The sequence below is a fragment of the Sorangium sp. So ce321 genome (genome assembly GCF_051530195.1).
Lineage (GTDB): Bacteria > Myxococcota_A > Polyangia > Polyangiales > Polyangiaceae > Sorangium.
Window position 1 is genome coordinate 715,818 of the sequence record NZ_CP150329.1, and the last position, 18,866, is coordinate 734,683.

General features: G+C 72.2%; 14 protein-coding genes and 1 tRNA gene. 13 read left to right on the forward strand and 2 right to left on the reverse strand.

Annotated elements, in window-relative coordinates:
* Positions 1 to 94 precede the first annotated feature (94 nt).
* Positions 95 to 1,786, reverse strand: coding sequence for an Eco57I restriction-modification methylase domain-containing protein (locus tag WME89_RS02790; RefSeq protein WP_438007740.1), 1,692 nt, complete (start codon positions 1,784 to 1,786; stop codon positions 95 to 97).
* A 347-nt stretch (positions 1,787 to 2,133) separates the two neighbouring features.
* Here WME89_RS02790 and acpS point away from each other — a divergent pair, with 347 nt between their 5' ends.
* On the forward strand, positions 2,134 to 2,661 hold the full coding sequence (gene acpS, locus WME89_RS02795) for a holo-ACP synthase (protein ID WP_438007741.1): 528 nt from the start codon (positions 2,134 to 2,136) through the stop codon (positions 2,659 to 2,661).
* Complete coding sequence (locus tag WME89_RS02800) at positions 2,658 to 4,445, forward strand: NAD(P)H-hydrate dehydratase (RefSeq protein WP_438007742.1); 1,788 nt, start codon at positions 2,658 to 2,660, stop codon at positions 4,443 to 4,445. Before acpS ends, WME89_RS02800 begins: the two co-directional genes overlap by 4 nt.
* 43 nt (positions 4,446 to 4,488) lie before the next feature.
* Here the strand turns inward: WME89_RS02800 and WME89_RS02805 are convergent, their stop codons facing one another.
* On the reverse strand, positions 4,489 to 5,136 hold the full coding sequence (locus WME89_RS02805; protein WP_438007743.1) for an NADPH-dependent F420 reductase: 648 nt from the start codon (positions 5,134 to 5,136) through the stop codon (positions 4,489 to 4,491).
* 108 nt (positions 5,137 to 5,244) lie between these two features.
* Here WME89_RS02805 and WME89_RS02810 point away from each other — a divergent pair, with 108 nt between their 5' ends.
* From WME89_RS02810 to WME89_RS02860, 11 genes are all read left to right on the forward strand, one after another.
* Positions 5,245 to 7,149: a c-type cytochrome gene (locus tag WME89_RS02810; protein WP_438007744.1), complete on the forward strand. Its 1,905-nt coding sequence runs from the start codon at positions 5,245 to 5,247 to the stop codon at positions 7,147 to 7,149.
* 320 nt (positions 7,150 to 7,469) lie between these two features.
* Entirely contained in the window at positions 7,470 to 8,138 is a 669-nt protein-coding gene (locus WME89_RS02815; protein WP_438007745.1) for an RNA polymerase sigma factor, read from the forward strand.
* Positions 8,139 to 8,333: 195 nt separating this feature from the next.
* Positions 8,334 to 9,689, forward strand: coding sequence for an NAD(P)/FAD-dependent oxidoreductase (locus WME89_RS02820; RefSeq protein WP_438007746.1), 1,356 nt, complete (start codon positions 8,334 to 8,336; stop codon positions 9,687 to 9,689).
* Positions 9,690 to 9,750: 61 nt separating this feature from the next.
* The gene (locus WME89_RS02825) at positions 9,751 to 10,434 is read left to right on the forward strand and encodes a helix-turn-helix domain-containing protein (RefSeq protein ID WP_437623324.1); all 684 of its coding nucleotides are present in this window, start codon (positions 9,751 to 9,753) and stop codon (positions 10,432 to 10,434) included.
* A 167-nt stretch (positions 10,435 to 10,601) separates the two neighbouring features.
* Positions 10,602 to 10,925, forward strand: a complete 324-nt coding sequence (locus WME89_RS02830) for a DUF2325 domain-containing protein (protein ID WP_436624787.1) — start codon at positions 10,602 to 10,604, stop codon at positions 10,923 to 10,925.
* Positions 10,926 to 10,942: 17 nt separating this feature from the next.
* On the forward strand, positions 10,943 to 11,983 hold the full coding sequence (locus WME89_RS02835; protein WP_438007747.1) for a sulfate ABC transporter substrate-binding protein: 1,041 nt from the start codon (positions 10,943 to 10,945) through the stop codon (positions 11,981 to 11,983).
* Positions 11,984 to 11,989: 6 nt separating this feature from the next.
* Positions 11,990 to 12,913, forward strand: coding sequence for a sulfate ABC transporter permease subunit CysT (gene cysT / locus WME89_RS02840; RefSeq protein WP_438007748.1), 924 nt, complete (start codon positions 11,990 to 11,992; stop codon positions 12,911 to 12,913).
* Positions 12,913 to 13,818 (forward strand): sulfate ABC transporter permease subunit CysW, encoded by a 906-nt coding sequence (gene cysW, locus WME89_RS02845; protein ID WP_438007749.1) that lies wholly within the window; start codon positions 12,913 to 12,915, stop codon positions 13,816 to 13,818. The genes cysT and cysW overlap by 1 nt, the downstream gene beginning before the upstream one ends.
* A gap of 258 nt (positions 13,819 to 14,076) precedes the next feature.
* Positions 14,077 to 14,892, forward strand: a complete 816-nt coding sequence (locus WME89_RS02850) for a hypothetical protein (RefSeq protein WP_438007750.1) — start codon at positions 14,077 to 14,079, stop codon at positions 14,890 to 14,892.
* Between the two features lie 247 nt (positions 14,893 to 15,139).
* Positions 15,140 to 15,211: transfer RNA gene (locus WME89_RS02855), tRNA-Cys, on the forward strand.
* 1,039 nt (positions 15,212 to 16,250) lie between these two features.
* Entirely contained in the window at positions 16,251 to 18,854 is a 2,604-nt protein-coding gene (locus WME89_RS02860; RefSeq protein WP_438007751.1) for a penicillin-binding protein 1A, read from the forward strand.
* Positions 18,855 to 18,866 lie beyond the last annotated feature (12 nt).

Consider the following 18,866-nt stretch of genomic DNA (forward strand, 5'->3'; position numbering starts at 1 on the left):
CGCGATCCTCTCCGCCGTCATCCGCCCATCCCCTCGCCCGCGAACGCTCCCGGGAGCGCGAACGTACCACGCCGCGCGCGGGCGAGGCAGCTCGCTATTTCCTCGTATCGAGGAAGCTGAACCCCGGGAGCGCGTCGACGCCGTAGGCGCGCAGCGCGAGCGCATCGAGCCTCTCGAAGTCGCGCTCTCGGAAGGAGCTCCGGAGCTCGCTCCTCAGGTCCTCCGCGACGCTGTCCGGCGGCGGCAGGCGGATCCGGCGCAGGTACTGGGCCTGGAAGCGCAGGTAACCCCCGCGCATCTTGACCGCGTAGGACCACACGAAGAAGAGGGCGACCCTGGAGCTGAGGAGCCCGCCGAGCGCCTCCAGGTCCCAGCCCTCCGAGGTGATCACGTAGAGGTTGTGGTGCGGATGGAACCTGCCCTCCTCGTAGACCACCTCGTTGGATCCTGCGATGTCGGGGATGAGCAGCTTCCGGGTGGAGGCCAGCTCTGGATAGACGCGATCGATGGTGCGGAACCAGCTCGCGGCGCTCTTCTGGGCGATGTAGCGCTTCCTGATCTCGGCCTCGTGGGCGCGCAGGTACCCGGAGAGCCTCGGGTACTCGTCCAGATTGACCACCTTGCCGTCGTCCCCGAAGGTGTTGATGACGAACCGCCCCGCGTCGCGGATGCGGCCTTCCTCGATGTCGCCGCGCATGACGAGCGGCACGAGCCGGTCGCGCTCGATGTCGACGTCGCCGCCGACGATGTAGATCCTGTCGTTTCCGGTGGCGACGCCGATGCCGACGCGGGTCCCGCCGACCGCCTCGATGGGCGCGAACCGCGCCTCGAGCGAGCGCAGGGCCTCGAGGTGCTCCGGCGAGCTGAGGACCCACGGGTCGTCCCCCTCGAACCACGAGGGGTACTCCGACACGGTGACGCCGGGGCAGGGCGCCGGCGCGCCCCTCAGGGCGGACGAGGCGGCCTCGCACTCCTCCGGAGACGCGGTGCGCAGCGTCGCGACAGGCACGCTCCCTGTCTTGCCGTGCGACACGGCGAATATCGACGGATAGGCGACGACGTCCGACTCGAACGGAGAGGCGCTGTGCAGGTCGATATAGCACTGGACCTGGAACCACCTCGAGAGCAGCCGGCGGAGCGGGGCGCCGTAGCGGTTGAGGGTCCACCGGTCGGCGCAGATGAAGGAGAGGACCCCGTCCGGCGCGAGGAGATCGAGGCCGCGCTCGATGAACGCGACGTAGAGATCGGCGCGGTCGTAGAGCGACCTGTAGCGGTGTCGATACTCGTCCTGGAGCTCGGGCGAGAGCTGCTCTATCCTGATGTACGGTGGATTGCCCACCACCGCGTCGAAGCGCCGTCCCTGGCTGGTGAGCAGGAAGTCGCCGTGGGCGATCCAGGCCTCCGAGAGGCGCTCCGCGTCGCCGCGCGGCAGCCCGAGCCGGGCGAGCGCGCCGGCGACCGCGAGGCGCGAGCGGTCGACGTGGTCTCGCGCGACGTCGTAGGACCGGATGGCGGACTCGATGTCTCGGAGGTCGCGGTCGTGGCGGCGCGCCGACTGGAGCAGCCGCTCGGCCGCGGGGACGAGGAACGCGCCGTGGCCGCAGGCCGGCTCGAGCAGCGAGAGCGACGCGAGATCCCGGTCAGCCGTGTAGCCCGCGAGATCGAGGATGAGATTGACGACATGGGGCCTCGTCAGCACCACGCCGTGGGCCTCTCCTGACGAGCGCTCGCCGTAGTCGTAGGCGCTCTGCGGGAGCATGACCGTCAGATCGAGGGCTGTCTGCATGGGGCGCCGCGGGGATGCTAGCCGCGAAAGGCGCCCGGCGGCGACGCTCGTGCGACGCGCAGCGTGCGCGCGCGGCGACGGCGTCTCGGGCCGCGGCCGGCCGCCTCGGCCCGGGCGAGCTCCTCGCGAGCTCCCCGCGGGCGCACGCAGGAGGGCCCTTCTCCGCGGTCGGGGGCGAGGCGCGGATCGCGTTTCAGAGGGCGTCGCCGTTGAATAGGGTAGAGTCGCTCCATGGTCTGCCCCCTGTGTCTCCGCTCCGTCGCTCGCGCCGCGGCGAGCGCCGCCCGCGAGGGCGCCCTGGAACCGCCCGCCGGCCTGCGGCCCGGGTCACTCCTCGAGGTGGGCGCATGATCCTCGGCATCGGCATCGACGTCTGCGGCATCGGACGCATGGAGGAGGCGCTCGCGCGGTGGGGGGATCGGTTCTGGGAGCGGGTGCTGTCCGAGCCCGAGCGCCGCTCGCTCGCGCACCGCGTGGACCGGGCGACGGCGCTCGCGGGCCGCTTTGCCGCGAAGGAGGCGGTGGTGAAGGCCCTCTCCGGGGCGCCGGGGGTCGGCTGGCATCACCTGGAGGTGCGCGGCGCGCCGCGCACGCCGCCGACGATGGCGCTCCACGGCCCGGCGCGCGCGCTCGCGGAGCGCCTGGGCGTCAAGCGGGTGCACCTGTCGATCACGCACGACGCCGGTGTGGCGGCGGCGGTGGCCATTCTGGAAGGGGACGGCGAAGGCCGATCCCCGACCTCTGATGAAAGGGACGGCGAAGGCCGATCCCCGATCTCTGATGAAAGGGACGGCGAAGGCCGATCCCCGACCTCTGATGAAAGGGACGGCGAAGGCCGATCCAACCTGGACGACGAAGGGAAAGAGCGCTCGTGATTCCGGTCCTCTCGCGCGCGCAGATGCGCGCCTTCGACAAGCACGCCATCCACCAGTGCCACGTCCCCGGCGTCGTCCTCATGGAGAACGCCGGACGCGGCGCCGCCGACGTGATCTCGGCGATCCTCGGGGCGCGCACCGCCGGGCTCCCCGGCCACGCCGCGCGCCCGGCGCCGCACCCCGCCGCGCCTCTCCAGGCGCCCGCGCGGACGCTCTGGCCCGCCACGTTGCCCTCCAGCGGCCCTCGCGCCGGGAGCGTCCCGCCGCCGCCGAACGGCCGCCGCGACGTCGAGGACGCCCGCGCCGCGCGCGTGCGCTCGTTCCCGGTGCGGCACGTCCCGAGCCCGGGGCAGCCGGCCACCTACCCGCTCCACGCCCGCGTCGTCGTCGCCTGCGGCGCCGGCAACAACGGCGGCGACGGCTTCGTCGTGGCGCGCCACCTCCTCGCCCGCGGCGCGGAGGTCCAGGTCTTCCTGGCGGCCCCTTCCGAGAAGGTCACCGGCGACAGCCGCATCAACCACGACGCGTACGTCGACCTCGGCGGCTCGCTGGTCGAGCTCCCCCCGGGCGCGTCGCTCACGCCGCTCGAGGACGCGCTCGCGGAGGCCGACATCGTGGTGGACGCGCTCTTCGGCACGGGCCTCGACCGCCCGATCGAGGGCCACCTCGCCGACGTCATCGGCGTCCTCAACACCGCGACCTGCCTCTGCATCGCGCTCGACGTGCCCTCGGGTCTCGACGCCGACAGCGGCGCGCCGCTCGGCGCCGCGGTGCAGGCCGACGAGACCGTCACGTTCGGCCACCTCAAGATCGGCCTGCTCACGCCCGAGGGCGCGCGGCTCGCGGGCAACGTCCACGTGGTCGATCTCGGCGTCCCCGACCGGCCGATCCTCGCCCAGGTGGGCCACGTCGCGGAGGTCATCCGGAAGGAGACCATCGGCGCGTACCTGCGCCCGCGCGAGGCGAGCGTCTACAAGCACCAGGCGGGCAACGTGCTCGTGATCGCCGGCTCGTCCGGCAAGCTCGGCGCCGCGCTGCTGACGGCGCGCGCGGCGATGCGCACGGGCGCGGGCCTCGTCACGATTTGCACCTGGGCCGACACGGCGCCCGCCATGGAGTCGCGCGTCGTCGAGCTGATGACGACGGCGATCGATCCGGCCCGCATCGAGGCGTCGCTCGACGGCGCGCTCGCCGGGCGGCGGGCGGTCGCCATCGGCCCCGGCTTCGGCCTCGACGAGCGCGCGCGGGCCGCGGTGGATCACGTCGTGCTGGGCTGGGACGGCCTGAAGGTCGTCGACGCGGACGCCCTGACGCACTTCGTCGGCCGCCCCGAGGCGCTCGCGACCGCGCGCGGGAGCCTCATCCTCACGCCGCACTCCGGCGAGCTCGGCCGGCTGCTGGGCCGCAGCGCGCGCGCGATCGAGGAGGACCGCTTCGGCGCGGTGCGCGAGGCGGTGGCGCTGACCCGGGCGACCGTCCTGCTCAAGGGCGCGCGCACGGTCATCGCCCTCCCGGACGGCCGCATGTTCATCTGCATGGCGGGCAACCCGGCGCTCGCCACGGCCGGCTCGGGCGACGTCCTGACGGGGATGATCGCCGCCCTCCTGTGCTCGATGGAGCCCTCCGCCGCCGCGAGCGCGGGGGTGCTGATCCACGCGCTCGCCGGGGACGTGTGGCGCGCGCAGACGGGCAGCGATCGGGGGCTGCTCGCGAGCGAGATCGCCGAGCTGGTCCCCGGTCTGATCGCCGCGCTGGCCGCCGGGGTCGACCCGCTGCCCGCGTGAGGCGGGCCTGAGCGCCGGGGGCGCCGCGCCCGCGCCGCCCTGCCTACTTCTTCAGGAGCTTGAACGCGTGCGTCCACCGGTTGTTCTGCAGGCCGGGGATGCACCAGAGCATGCAGAGCGGCTCGATCGCGCGCGCCGCCTCCACGCTCCCCATGTCCTCGGTCTCCCACCCGAAGGCGTCGAGGATGCCCTCCACCTGCTTCTTCGCGGCGGCGTCGTCGCCGCAGATGAACATCGTCGGGCGGACGCCGCCGAAATCCGGATTGACCATCCACACGCTGCCGACGGATGAGAAGGCCTTCACGAAGTGCGCGTCGGGCGCGCGCCGCGCCAGCCTCTCGAGCAGCGACTCGTTCGGTCCCGTGAAGAACTTGAGCACCCCGTTCACGGGGGGCTCGTCCGCGATGGGGTTGGTCGCGTCGATGACCGTCTTCCCCGCGAGCGCCTGGGGTCCCGCGAGCTCCACCGCCTGCTCCGCCGCCGTCCCCTTCACCGCGAGCACGATCACATCGCCGAACTTCGCCGCTTCTGCGAACGTCCCCACGGTCGCCTTCGGCCCCGCGTCCGACTGCCATGCCGCGAGCTTCGAGGGCTCGCGCGTGGCGCGCATCACGCTGTAACCGTGCTTGAGAAACCCATCCGCCAGCACCTGCCCGACAATCCCTGACCCAAGAACCGCGACCTTGCTCATGTCAGGATCATCGCACGCCCACGGAGCCGGGCTCCAGCGCTGCTATCCGAAATTCGAGGCACGCTCGGGCCGCTCGATCGCGCGACGGAGCCGGGCGCAGGAGGCACGATGAAAGCTCACGTTGCAACACGGCTCGGCGCGGCCGCCGCGCTCGCCGCCGCGGCCATGGCCGGATGTGAACCCGACGAGTGGTTTCCTTACGATGATGACAGACCCTCATCGACGGGGTCCTGGTCGACAGGGGACTTCGGTGGTACCGGGGTGGGGGGTGGAGAGGGCGGCAGCGGGCCGTTCCTGGACGAGCAGCCTGTCCATGTGTCCCCGGTGCCGCCTCCGCCGATCAGCGGCGGCACGCTCCTCGTCACCGCCGACAAGCAGCGCGTCGTCGCCGCGGATCCGGACCGCGACAGCGTCTCCATCATCAACCTCGACACCCTCGAGGTGGAGGCCACCCTCGCCCTGGAGCCTGGCGACGAGCCCGGGCGCGTGACCGAGGGGGCGGCCGGCACCGCGCACGTGGCGCTCCGCCGCGGCGGCGCGGTGGTCACGATCGATCTCGCGACGAAGGAGGCGCACCGCAGGCCCGTTTGCGCCGCGCCCCGCGGGGTGGCGTATGACGCCGCGGCCGAGCTGCTCCACGTGGCGTGCGCGGGCGGAGAGCTCGTCACGCTCTCCTCCGACCTCGAGGCCCCGCCCGTGCGCGAGCTGCGCCTCGACCGCGACCTGCGCGACGTGGTGGTCGAGGGGGACTCGCTCCTCGTGAGCCGGTTCCGGTCGCCCGAGCTCCTTGTCGTCTCGAAGGACGGCACCGTGGCCGAGCGCCTGAAGCCGCCGATGTACGTCCAGCCCAAGCTGGAGCGCAAGTTCGAGCCGGCCGTGGCGTGGAGGACGGTCCCGCTGCCCGGGGGCGGCGTGGCCATGGTGCACCAGCGCGGCCTCGTGGATCCCATCGATATCGGCGACTCGCCGCAGGGAAGCTACTCTGGATTCGACTGCAGCACGATCGTGCTCCAGACCGCGGTGACCATCATGCGCCCGCTGTCCGGAGGGGCCAGCGAGCCGCCCGCGGCCGGCGTGGGCGGCCTCTCGTTCGGCCTGCTCCCTGTCGACATGGCGATATCGCCCGATGGCTTTCGTGCGGCGGTGTTGATGGCGGGCAGCCGCGAGGTGGTCGAGACGCCGCTCGACGTGCTCGAGCAGACGGATGTGCTCGACGACTGCTTTGCCACGCGCGACCAGCGCAGCATCCCGGTGCCCGGCGAGCCCATCGCCGTCGGCTACGACGAGGCGGGCAACCTGCTCGTGCAGCTGCGGGAGCCGCCGACCGTCCTGCGCTTCGGGGCGGTGAGCGGCCAGCACATGGCCACGTTCCTGCTCCCCGGCGAGAGCCGGCTCGACTCCGGCCACGCCCTCTTTCACGGCAACGCCGACGGGCTGATGATGATCTCGTGCGCGTCGTGCCACCCGGAGGGGCAGGACGACGGCCGGACATGGGCCTTCAAGCCCATCGGCTCGCGCCGCACGCAGTCGCTCGCGGGCGGCGTGCTCGACACGGCGCCGCTGCACTGGGACGGCGACATGACCGACCTCGACGCCATCATGAGCGACGTCTTCGAGCAGCGGATGGGCGGCCCGCGCCAGAGCGCCGAGCGCATCGCGGCGTTCGCGTCGTGGCTCGACACGATCAGGCCGGTCCCCGTGTCGGCGCCGGCGGACAGGGGCGCCGTGCAGCGCGGCGAGGCGCTCTTCAACGACGCGACCGTGGCCTGCGCGTCGTGCCACTCGGGCGAGAAGCTCACGAACCACCAGACCGTCGACGTGGGCACGGGGAAGGCCTTCCAGGTGCCCTCGCTGCGCGGGCTCGCCGCGCGCGCCCCGTACATGCACGACGGCTGCGCCTCGACCCTCCACGACCGGTTCGGGCCGTGCGGCGGAGGGGACAAGCACGGCGTGACATCGACGCTCACGCCGGCCCAGATCGATGATCTCGTCGCCTACCTCGAGACGCTCTGACGCGCGGAGCCGGCGCCCGCGCGAGGGGCGCCGGGCTCCTCGCAGGCGCCGCTGAACGCCTGCGCCGCGCCTCGGCGGGGGCGCCGCGCCTCCGCATGGCCCCCGCGTCTCCGCGCGGACGCCGAGCCTCCGCGGTTCCACCCCCGGGCCGGCGCGCATCCCACGTCGGTTCGCCACTCTGACGGGCCCGGGCCACCTGCTGTCGATTTGACACGCGCCCGCGTGTCTCCGCCCGCGCCATCCGCTGTTCTCCGCGCCTTTCGCGCGCCCCGCTCGGTGGCACCTGCCTTGCCAGTGCTGAGGCGCAGGAGGTCCCGCCCATGCTCGTCCACGCCGCTCACGTCCCCGCCCGGTCCACGAATTCAGCGCCGCTGCCCCCCGGCGTGAGGCGCGGGCCGTCCCGCGGCGCGGCCGGGACGGCGGCGGGCGAGGGCGCGGGGCCGGCGCTCGAGGAGCTCCTCCGGGGCCTTGTCGAGATGACACCGGAGCTCTTCGGGCGCGCGCTGCGGCTCTCCCGATCGCCCGCGACGGCGGAGGACCTCGTGCAGGACACCGTGGAGCGCGCGATCCGGTTCGCGTCCAACTACGAGCGTGGGACCAACCTGCGGGCGTGGGTGCATCAGATCCTCTTCAGCGTCTTCATCACCCGCTGCCGGCGCAGCCGCCGCGAGCGCAACGCCCTCGACGTGCTCGCGACCGATCCGTGCGCGTGGACCGCGCCGGAGTGCCGCGCCGAGATGCACGCCCTCTCGCCCGGCGTGCGGCGCGCGCTCGCGACGCTCCCGCCGAGCTTCCGCGACACCGTGGTGCTCGTGGACCTCGAGGAGATGTCCTACAAGGACGCAGCGGCGCAGCTGGGCGTCCCGGTCGGCACCGTGATGAGCCGCCTGCACCGCGGCCGGAAGCTGCTCGCCGAGGCGCTGCGGGGCGAGGCCGCGCCCGAGCTGATGAAGGCCGAAGCGAAGCCCGACGTGAAGGCCGCGGCCTGACCGGTCGCGGCGCCCTCCCTCGCGTCCGCCCCGGCGCCAACTCGACCTCCTCCTCGCCACGATCGCCGCGACCCTCCACCGATGCCGGCGCGCTGGCCTGCGCCCAGCGGCGCCGGGCGCGCCCGCTTGCCGCGCTGATCGGCGCCCCCTACCATCGCTGTGCCACCGAGGAAGCGTTCCTCGCCAGGAGGCACCATGGCCACCACCGTCAAAGAGCCCCACGTCGTGATCGTCGGCGGAGGCTTCGGCGGCCTGAACGCGGCAAAGGCGTTTCGCGACGCGCCCGTCCGGGTCACGCTCGTCGACAGGACCAATCACCACCTGTTCCAGCCGCTGCTCTATCAGGTGGCGACCGCGAGCCTCTCGCCGGCCGATATAGCGGTTCCGATCCGATCGGTCCTGTCGCGCCAGCGCAACGTCCGCGTCCTGCTCGGCGAGGTGAAGCGCGTCGACCTCGCCGGCCGGCGCATCACCGTCGATGACGACACGCTGGAGTACGATCACCTGATCCTCGCGGTCGGCGCGGCCAACAACTACTTTGGCCACGAGGAGTGGGCCCGGTTCGCGCCGGCGCTCAAGAACCTCGACGAGGCGCTCACCATCCGCGAGCGCATGCTGCTCGCCTTCGAGGCCGCCGAGCGCGAGCAGGACCCGGTCGCGCGGCGTCGGCTGCTCACGTTCGTCGTCATCGGCGGCGGCGCGACGGGCGTGGAGATGGCCGGCGCCTTCGCCGAGCTCGCGCGCTACATCCTCGCGCGCGACTTCCGCTCCCTCGACCCGTCGCTCTCGCGCGTGCTGCTCGTCGAGATCGGCGCGCGCATCCTCCAGGCCTTCCCCGAGCGCCTCTCGGTGAGCGCCGAGGAGCAGCTCGCGTCGCTCGGGGTCGAGGTCATCAAGGGCCGCCGCTTTCGCAGCATCGACGACCAGGGCGTCGAGTTCGAGGACGGCGAGCGCCTCCACGCCGCGACCGTCATCTGGGCGGCCGGGGTCCGCGGCACCCCGCTCGCGAGCTCGCTCGGCGTCGAGCTCGATCGCATCGGCCGCGTGAAGGTCGAGCCGGACTGCTCGATCCCCGGGCACCCGAACGCCTTCGCGATCGGCGACATGGCCATGCTCCGCGACCGCAACGGCGTCGACGTGCCCGGCCTCAGCCCCGCCGCGATCCAGGAGGGGCGCTTCGTCGCGCGCTGCATCCTCGGCGACCTCGAGGGCCGCCCCCGCGGGCAGTTCGCCTACCGCGACAAGGGGACCATGGCGACCATCGGCCGCTCGCGCGCCATCGCGAAGGTCGGGCGCCTCCAGCTGTCGGGCACGCTGGCGTGGCTCGCCTGGCTCGGCGTCCACGTGCTCTTCCTCATCGGCTTCAAGAACCGCTTCGCTGTAATGTTCGCGTGGATGTGGCAGTACGTCACCTTCAAGCGCGGCGCCCGGCTCATCACCGGCCACACAACGGTGAGCGCGCTCCCCGCCGCGGCGCCCGCGGTCACGCCGCCGGCGCCTCGCCCGTCGGCCAGGACCGCGGTGGCGGACGCCGTCTCTGGCGGCGCCTGAGCGCTCTCTGACGGCGCCTGGGCGCCTGGGGCCCTCGCTCGCTTGACGCGCGCCCTCCACTATGGCGGATACGCCTCCAGTGAAGGCACGCAAAGCCCAGCAATCCGCGCGACCTTTGGCCGCCGAGCCGCCGCCGCCCCCGGCGAGCGAGCCGGGCGGGGACGAGCCCGCGTTCGACGACACCTCGGACCTCACGCCGGTCGTCGCCTCCAACCTGAAGCGGTTCCGCGCCGAGCGCGGCCTCTCGCTCGAGCGGCTGGCGAAGGCCTCCGGGGTGAGCCGGGCGATGCTCGGGCAGATCGAGCTGGGCCAGAGCACGCCGACCATCAACGTCCTCTGGAAGATCGCGCGCGCCCTCGGGGTCCCCTTCTCGGCGCTGATGAGCCAGGCGACCTCGCCGGTCACGACGGTCATGCAGTCCGCGCACGCGCGCATCCTGCGCTCGAAGAACGGCGACTTCTCCTCGCGGGCGCTCTTCCCGATGGACCGGCCGCGCAACGTCGAGTTCTACGAGCTCCGCCTCGCGCCGCGCTCCGTGGAGCACGCCGACGCCCACGCCCCCGGCACCTCCGAGAACCTCATCGTCACGGAGGGCTCGGTGGAGATCACCGTGGCCGGCGAGCGGCGCGTCCTCGAGACGGGCGACGCCATCCTGTTCGAGGCCGACAGCCCGCACAGCTACCGCAACCCCGGCGGCTCCGAGGCCGTCATGTACCTCGTCATGACCTACGGCTCGCGCGGGTAGGTAGGTAGCCCCGCCCTGTTCCCAGACCCTGGCCGCCCTGTGTCCCTCCGGTATCCAAGACGTGTCCTCCGTTATATTGACAGATCCCCCTTGCGCCATCTGCTTTAGCGTGAGATACGTCCGTTATAGCGGCGCTACACCGCTGGATGTCGCAAGGAGACGGCGCGATGCGGATCACCTGGATCGGGGGGTTGGATCGCAATCAGGCCCAGCTGGAGCGGATGGCGTTGCAGGCGGGCCACCACCTGGAGTTTCACACGGGCAACACCGGGGGCCGCGGCGCGGCCGAGCTGCGGGCGGCCATCGAGCGGGCCGATCTCGTGATCGTGTTGACCGACGTGAACAGCCACGGCGGCGTGCTGCTCGCGAAGAAGCTCTGCGCGAAGCTCGGCCGCGCGGCCTTCATGGCGCGCCGTATCGGCGCGTCGCGCTTCCAGCAGCTGCTCGACGCGCTCGCGCAGCGGGAAGCACGGTTCCTGGCCACGGGGTGAGGGAGTAAGGACGAGCGATGCGATGCTTGATCGTGATGGTGTGTTGTGTGCTGGCGCTGGCGGCTTGCTCGAAGGGCGAGGCGACCGGATCCGCGCCCGGCGCCGCGAAGTCGGGGGCGGTGCAGCTCCTGAATGTCTCCTATGATCCCACGCGCGAGCTCTACGAGGAGGTGAACGCCGCCTTCGCGAAGCGCTGGAAGGAGCAGAGCGGACAGGACGTCACCATCAAGCAGTCGCACGGTGGCTCGGGCAAGCAGGCCCGGTCGGTGATCGACGGCCTCGAGGCGGACGTCGTCACGCTCGCGCTCGCCTACGACGTCGATGCGGTCGCGGCCGGCGGGTACATCAAGGAAGGGTGGCAGGCGCGCCTGAAGGACAACAGCGCTCCTTACACATCCACCATCGTCTTCCTGGTGCGCAGCGGCAACCCGAAGGGCATCAAGGACTGGGACGATCTCGTGAAGGAGGGCGTGGCGGTCATCACGCCGAACCCGAAGACCTCGGGCGGGGCGCGGTGGAACTACCTCGCCGCGTGGGGGTACGAGCTGAAGCGCGCGGGCGGCGACGAGGCGAAGGCGAAGGATTTCGTCGGCCGTCTCTACAAGAACGTGCCCGTCCTCGACACGGGCGCGCGCGGCTCGACCACGACGTTCGTCGAGCGCGGGATCGGCGACGTCCTGATCGCCTGGGAGAACGAGGCGCTGCTCGCGGTGAAGCAGGCCGGCAAGGACAAGTTCGAGGTGGTCGTGCCCTCGCTCAGCATCCTCGCCGAGCCGCCGGTCGCGGTCGTCGACAAGGTAGTCGAGAGGCGTGGAACGAGGCCCGTGGCGGAGGCGTACCTCAACTTCCTCTACACGGAGGAGGGGCAGCGCATCGCGGTGAAGCACTTCTACCGTCCGCGCGATCCGGCGATCCTCGCGGCGGCCGAGTCGCAGGGGGTCTTCCAGAAGGTCGCGCTCTTCTCGATTGACGAGGTGTTCGGCGGATGGCAAAAAGCCCAGAAGACGCACTTCTCCGACAGCGGCGTCTTTGACCAGATCTACCAGGCCGGCAAGTAAAATTCCGTGGCTCTCCTCTGGCGGCGACAGAGCGTTCTGCCCGGCTTCGGGCTCGCGATGGGTATCACGGTAACGTACCTGTCGTTGCTCGTGCTGGTCCCGCTGTCGATGATCTTCCTCAAGACAGCGACGCTCCAGCCCGCCGAGATCTGGGCCGTGGTGACCTCTCCGCGCGCGGTCGCCTCGCTGAAGATGAGCTTCAGCGCGTCGATCATCGCGGCGGGCATCAACGCTGTCTTCGGCGTCCTCGTGGCGTGGGTGCTCGTGCGCTACAGCTTTCCGGGCAAGTCGATCGTCGACGCGCTCGTGGACCTGCCCTTCGCGCTGCCGACGGCGGTCGGCGGCATCGCGCTCACGGCCATCTACGCGCAGCAGGGGTGGGTCGGGCGGTATCTCTATCCGCTCGGCATCCAGAGCGCGTTCAGCCGCCTTGGCGTGGTCATCGCGCTGACCTTCGTGGGCCTCCCGTTCGTCGTGCGGACGGTCCAGCCGGTGATGGAGGAGCTCGAGGTGGATCAGGAAGAGGCGGCGGCGTCGCTGGGCGCGGGCCGCTTCCGGATCTTCCGCAGCATCCTCTTGCCGTCGCTCTGGCCGTCGATCCTCACCGGGTTCGCGATGTCGTTCGCGAGGGCGTTCGGCGAGTACGGGTCGGTCGTGTTCATCTCCGGGAACATGCCGCTGAAGACCGAGATCACGCCGCTCGTCATCATGACCAAGCTCGAGCAGTACGACTACGCGGGCGCGACGGCGCTCGCGCTGCTGATGCTGCTCTGCTCCTTCGTCCTGCTCTTCCTGATCAACCGGCTCCAGGCCTGGAGCGGCGCGCGCATGTCGTCGCGGAGCCCGGTCGAGGCGCCGCGCCCGGTGGCCGCCGGCGCCGGCGCCGGCGCGCCCGGGGCGGGCGCCGGGGCGCCCGGGGTCGCCTCGTAATGGCGGGCGCGGCGGGCAAGCTGCGGGTGAGGTCGCGCGGCGCGGTGCGCGGCGCGACGTCCGAGCCCGCGCTGGTGCGCTGGGCGCTCACGGCGGTGGCGCTCGCGTTCCTCGGGTTCTTTCTCTTCCTGCCCGTGGTGGTGGTGTTCATCGAGGCGCTGAAGGACGGCCTCTCGGGGTACTGGCGGGCGATCACCGCGCCGGACGCCGTGGCCGCGATCGAGCTGACGCTGACGACGGCGCTCATCGCGGTGCCGCTCAACCTGGTCTTCGGCGTGGCCGCGGCGTGGGCGATCGCGCGCTTCGAGTTCACCGGCAAGAGCCTGCTCGTCACGCTCATCGACCTGCCGTTCGCGGTCTCGCCGGTGATCTCCGGCATGATCTTCGTCCTGCTCTTCGGGGCGCAGGGGGTGCTCGGCCCCTGGCTCATCGAGCACGACCTCCGGGTGATCTTCGATCGCCCCGGGATCATCCTGGCGACGACGTTCGTGACCTTCCCGTTCGTCGCGCGCGAGCTCATCCCGTTCCTGGAGAGCCAGGGGGCGGACGAGGAGCACGCGGCGCTGTCGCTCGGCGCGAGCGGGTGGAGCATGTTCTTCCGCATCACCCTCCCCAACGCGAAGTGGGGTCTGCTCTACGGCGTGGTGCTCTGCAACGCGCGGGCGATGGGCGAGTTCGGCGCCGTGTCGGTCGTCTCGGGCCATATCCGGGGTCAGACCAACACGATGCCGCTGCACGTCGAGGTGCTTTACAACGAGTTCCATTTCTCGGCGGCGTTCGCCGTCGCCTCGCTGCTCGTGCTCCTCGCGCTCCTCACGCTCGTGGTGAAGCGCGTCATCGAGCACAGGGCGCAGCGAGAGGCCGCGCCGGAGCTCGACCCGACCGCGAAGGCCGGCGCGCAGTAACGCGCCCGCCGGGCGCGAGATCGCGCTGGACGCGGCGGGCACGGAAGGTCGAGGGCGGCTGGAGGACCGGGCGCGGGGAGGAGCGAAGGGGGCCCGGCGCTTGTCTGGAACCGCCCCGGCGCGGCGGATCGGGCGCGGCGCGGAGAACAGCAGATCTCGGCGCGCCGATCCGCGTGGACCGCGGCGACAGGCGCGCTGTCGGGACGCGCCCAGCTTGCGATGGCCCCTTGGCGCTCCAGGTTGGAGGGAGGGGGGCACATGGGGTTCTTGGAAGCCATTGGGCGTGCGTTCGGGGGAGTCCTGTCTCCGCTCGTGTGGCAGGGCAGCCTGTTGCGGGGAGCGAGGCTGTTCCACGCCGACGGCGTGGTCTACTGCGCGGCGGTGAAGGCGCTCGCGGTGGAGGGCCAGGTCGGCGCGCTGGCGGAGCGGCTCGCGGGGCCGGCGCTCGTGCGGCTGTCGAGCGGGTTGTGGCGCTGGCGGGGCGGCAGGAGCGAGCGCCGCCCGGACGTGCTGGGGGTCGCGGTGCGCTTCCGGGCCAGCGAGGAGGTGACGCCGGTCGTGAGCGAGGGAGATCAGGACCTGATCTTCCTGAGCGCGCGCCGCTTCGCGCTGCTCCCGATCGCGCTGTTCACGACGAAGACGCGCGACTTCCTGGCCAACGACTACTATGCGCAGCTGCCGTTCGAGGTGGAAGGCTTCGGTCGAGCGGAGTTCCGCCTGGTGCCGCTGCGCGCAGAGACCGAGGAGGGCAATCGGCTGGAGAGGCTGGAGCGCGCTGCTGCGTCGGGGGTCGCGCGGCTGCGGCTCGAGATCAGGCGGGGGAGAACGCGCGGGAAGTGGATGGCAGTGGGCGATATCGAGCTGTACGAGCCGGTGGACATCGACCAGAACGCCCTCCGGTTCGATCCGTTCCACACGGGGCGGGGGATCGTGCCAAGGGGGCTGCTCCAGGCTGCGCGGCTGGCGACCTACACCGCGAGCTACCTCGGGCGAGCGCTCGGGGCGCGGGGCAGGGGCAGGGGGGCGAGCACGCGAGGGACGCGCGGCGGGGCGCGGCGGGGCGGCGGGCCCTAGCGAGAAGCAGGCGCGGGCGCGGGAAGGGGGATCCCCGGGGCGAGGGCCGGCGGCGGGTGAGCGGCGGGTGAAGGGGGTGCCGGGCCGAGCGAGGACGCGCTGCGAGGGCGCGAGGACCAGGGCGCGGCGGCGAGGGGTGGAGTGCTATCTGCAGAGGTGGCTCGGCTGCATAAAATGAGGTCGGTATGCCGAAATCGTTGACAGCTGGGCAGAAATGAGGCATGACCTCCCGCCGCTTCGAACAGTCGGTGAGGTAGCCAAGTGGTTAGGCAACGGTTTGCAAAACCGTTATACGCGGGTTCGAATCCCGTCCTCACCTCCGCAAGGACGACAGTCCGGCCCGAGCGTTGCCCGAACATCGATTGACGTGCCGCCGAGCGAGGCGCGCGGGAAGCGATGCCCTTGGCTGGATCGGGCGTCGCTGGACGCGCTGAGCTCCCGGGCTCGCGATTCGCCTCCTGCTCCGGGCCGATGGGCCGTGCATCCGGGAGATGCTCTGTCAGGCCGACCGTGTCCCGCAAGGCACGCTCGGCGAGCGTCGTGCGCCGTACCGAGCTCGCCAGGTACACGATCGCGGGGCGACATGAGCAGGCATCGAGCCCGGCACCGGGACGTCGCTCCTTTGACGTTCTGTATCGCAGCGCGGGGGGCAGCGCGCGAGCAACCGCCACGAACAAGCGTCCTTCCAACCGGGCCGCGCGGCGCTGGACTCGCCGCCGCATGAGACGCCTGACGCGCGGATCCGCCGTGGTGATCGCCCGTCCTCTCGGCCGCTTCGTCGCGATGTCTCCTCGCAGGCGGGCATGACGGCATACCACGTCCTCAAGGAGCACTACGGATCAGCGCAGCTCATCGACACGTGCTCCCTCGCGACGCGCGAGCTCGTGAGCTGCCTGCCGCCCGGCGTCCTCAGCCGCCGCCGCATCGGGATGGTGCTCCACTTCCGCACCTATTTCGACAAACAGGAGATGAACGACGCGCGCTGCGGCTCCCGCCGCCCGGACATCGTGTTCGATCACAGCGGCCTGGGCGTGGAGGCGAGCCGCGAGCGCAACGGATACTCGATCATACCGGCAGCGCGGCCGCATCAAGAACGAGGGGCTCGGCCGGTGGCTGCGGAACACCGTGTCTTCGGACACCTTCGCGGCGATCGACAAGGCGCTGCTCGCCGGCACCTCGCTCGAGGGCAAATGGACGAGCTACAAGTGGAACATCCACTGACCGCCGTCCTCCGCCGCACCCGGCGCACGTGGTACCGTGGCGCGGCAATTTCACCTCCACCTCGACCCGGGCGCCGCGACGGCGCCGCTGATCCCGCGCGCTGACGCATGGCCTCGGACTTTCCACGAAAACCCGCCGTGCCGCCGCAGGAGCCCGGCGGTCGACCCGCCCCGCTGGAGCCCACGCTGCCGTACGACCCTGGCGCGGCGAGCTCCGCGCCGCCGAGCGACCGCGCGCCGACGCGGGTGTGGTCGCCCCCGCAGCCCCCGCAGGCGCCGCAGCCCCCGCAGGCGCCGCAGCCCCCACAGGCGCCGCAGCCCCCGCAGCCCCCGCAGGCGCCGCAGCCGGCGTCCGCGCCTGCTCCCAGGCTCCCGCCGAGGGCGCGGGTGGGCGCGGCGCTCCGAGCGCTCTTCGCGGCGCTTCGCGCGCTGTTCCAGCGAAGGCCGGGCGGCGTGGGGCCCAGACCGCCGCGCCGCGCGCAGCTCCTCCGCTGGGGCAAGCGGCTCGCGATCGCCCTCGCCTGCCTCCTCGCCGCCGCGACGATCGCCTTCCTCCTCGTCGTCCGCCACTACGAGAGCGACCTGCCGACCACGGCGGAGCTGAAAAATTACAACCCGCCGCAGGTGACGCGGTTCCTCGCGCGCGACGGCACGGTGATCGGCGAGCTCTTCGTCGAGCGCCGGACGCTCGTGCCCGTCACCGAGATCCCGCCGGCGATGAGCCTCGCGGCGCTCGCGGCCGAGGACGCCAGGTTCTACAAGCACGACGGCCTCAATTACCTCGGCATGCTCCGCGCGCTGATCGTCAACCTGCGCTCCGCGGAGGCGCGCCAGGGCGGCAGCACGATCACGCAGCAGGTCGTGAAGAACGTGCTGCTCACGCACGAGCGCACGCTCGACCGGAAGATCCGCGAGCTGCTCCTCGCCCGCCGCATCGAGCAGGAGCTCACGAAGGACCAGATCCTCGAGCTCTACCTGAACCACATCTACTTCGGCCACGGGCGCTACGGGGTCGAGGAGGCGGCGCGGTTCTACTTCGGCAAGAGCGTCCGCCAGGTGACGCTCGCCGAGGCGGCGCTCCTCGCGGGCATCGTGAAGGGGCCCTCCATCTACTCGCCGCGCGTGAACACGGAGCGCGCCGAGAAGCGCCGCGCCTTCGTGCTCGGGCAGATGCGCGAGAAGCGGTTCATGCCCGCCGCGCAGATCGACGCCGCCCTCGCGGAGCCGATCCGCCTCGCCCCGGAGCCGGAGCACTCGGACGAGCTCGCGCCGGAGGTCCTCGCCGAGGCCGAGCGCGCGCTGCGGCAGGCCGTCGGGCCCGAGGCCAGGTACGGCGGCTACACGGTCGTGACGTCGATCGATCCGAAGATGCAGGCCGCGGCGCGCGCGGCGGTGCGCCAGAACCTCGACGCCTACGCCGCGCGGCACGGCCTCGTCGCGCCGTTCGCCCGCGCCAAGGGCGATCCGGCGCCGTTCCAGGGCGCACCCAGGGATCCGAACCGCGCCTACCTCGGCGCGGTGACCGGCGCCGACGACGCGCGCGGCACGCTGGCGATCCGCGTGGGCACGGCGCAGGGCACCGTCGATCTGCGCAAGGAGCGCCGGTACAACCCGCGCGGGCTCCCGCCGAGCCGCTTCGCCGAGATCGGCAAGGTGCTGCGCGTGCGCTTCGCGGGCGACCCCGGGGCCGGCAAGCTCCGGCTCGACCTCGGCCCGCAGGGCGCGCTCATCGCGATAGACCCGCGCACGCGCGAGATCCTCGCGCTGGTCGGCGGCCACGAGGGCGTGCGCGGCGGGCTCGACCGGGCGAGCCACGCGCACCGCCAGCCGGGGTCGACGTTCAAGGCCCTCGTCTACGGGTACGGCATCCACGCGCGCAAGCTCACGGCCGCGTCGATGCTCGAGACGAACCCGGAGGCGCTCGAGGGCTACCAGCCAGGCAACTACGACGAGAGCGAGGGGCAGAGCCCGAAGCGCCTGCGCGAGGCGCTCGCGCACAGCGTGAACGTGGCCGCGGTGGCCGCGCTGCGGGACGTCGGCCCCGAGGCCGTGGTCGCGTGGGCGCGCGAGCTCGGGATCACCTCCAAGCTCGGCGCCGACCTCTCGCTCGCGCTCGGCTCGTACGAGGTGACCCCGCGCGAGATGGCGGGCGCCTACGCGACGTTCGCGGCGGGCGGCACATACCAGGAGCCCGTCCTCGTGACGAGGATCACGGGCCCGCGCGGCGAGGCGCTGCCCGCGCCGGCCCGGCCCCCGCCGCGCCCGGTGATGACCGCGGCCGAGGCGTACATCACGACGGATCTGCTCACGTCGGTCGTCAAGGTCGGCACCGCGAAGCAGGCGCTCTCGCTGCGCCGGCCGATCGCGGGCAAGACCGGCACGACGAACAACGCGAGGGACGCGTGGTTCGTCGGCTACTCGACCGACGTCGCGTGCGCCGTGTGGACCGGCTTCGACGACGCGACGCCGCTCGGCGCGCGCGAGGTGGGCAGCAGCGCCGCCCTGCCGGCCTTCATCGCGTTCATGGAGAAGGCGCACGCGGGGCGGCCGGCGACCGACTTCCCGGAGCCGCTCGGGATCGCGCGCCTCGACATCGATCCGGAGACGGGCATGATCGCGATGCCCGGCCAGGAGAACGCGGTGCAGGAGGTGTTCCTCGAGGGCACCGAGCCGACCGGCGTCGCGCTGCCCGACCCGGCCGCGATGGGGCAGGGGATCCTGGACCTGTTCAAGCCGCAGTAGCCCCGCGGCGGC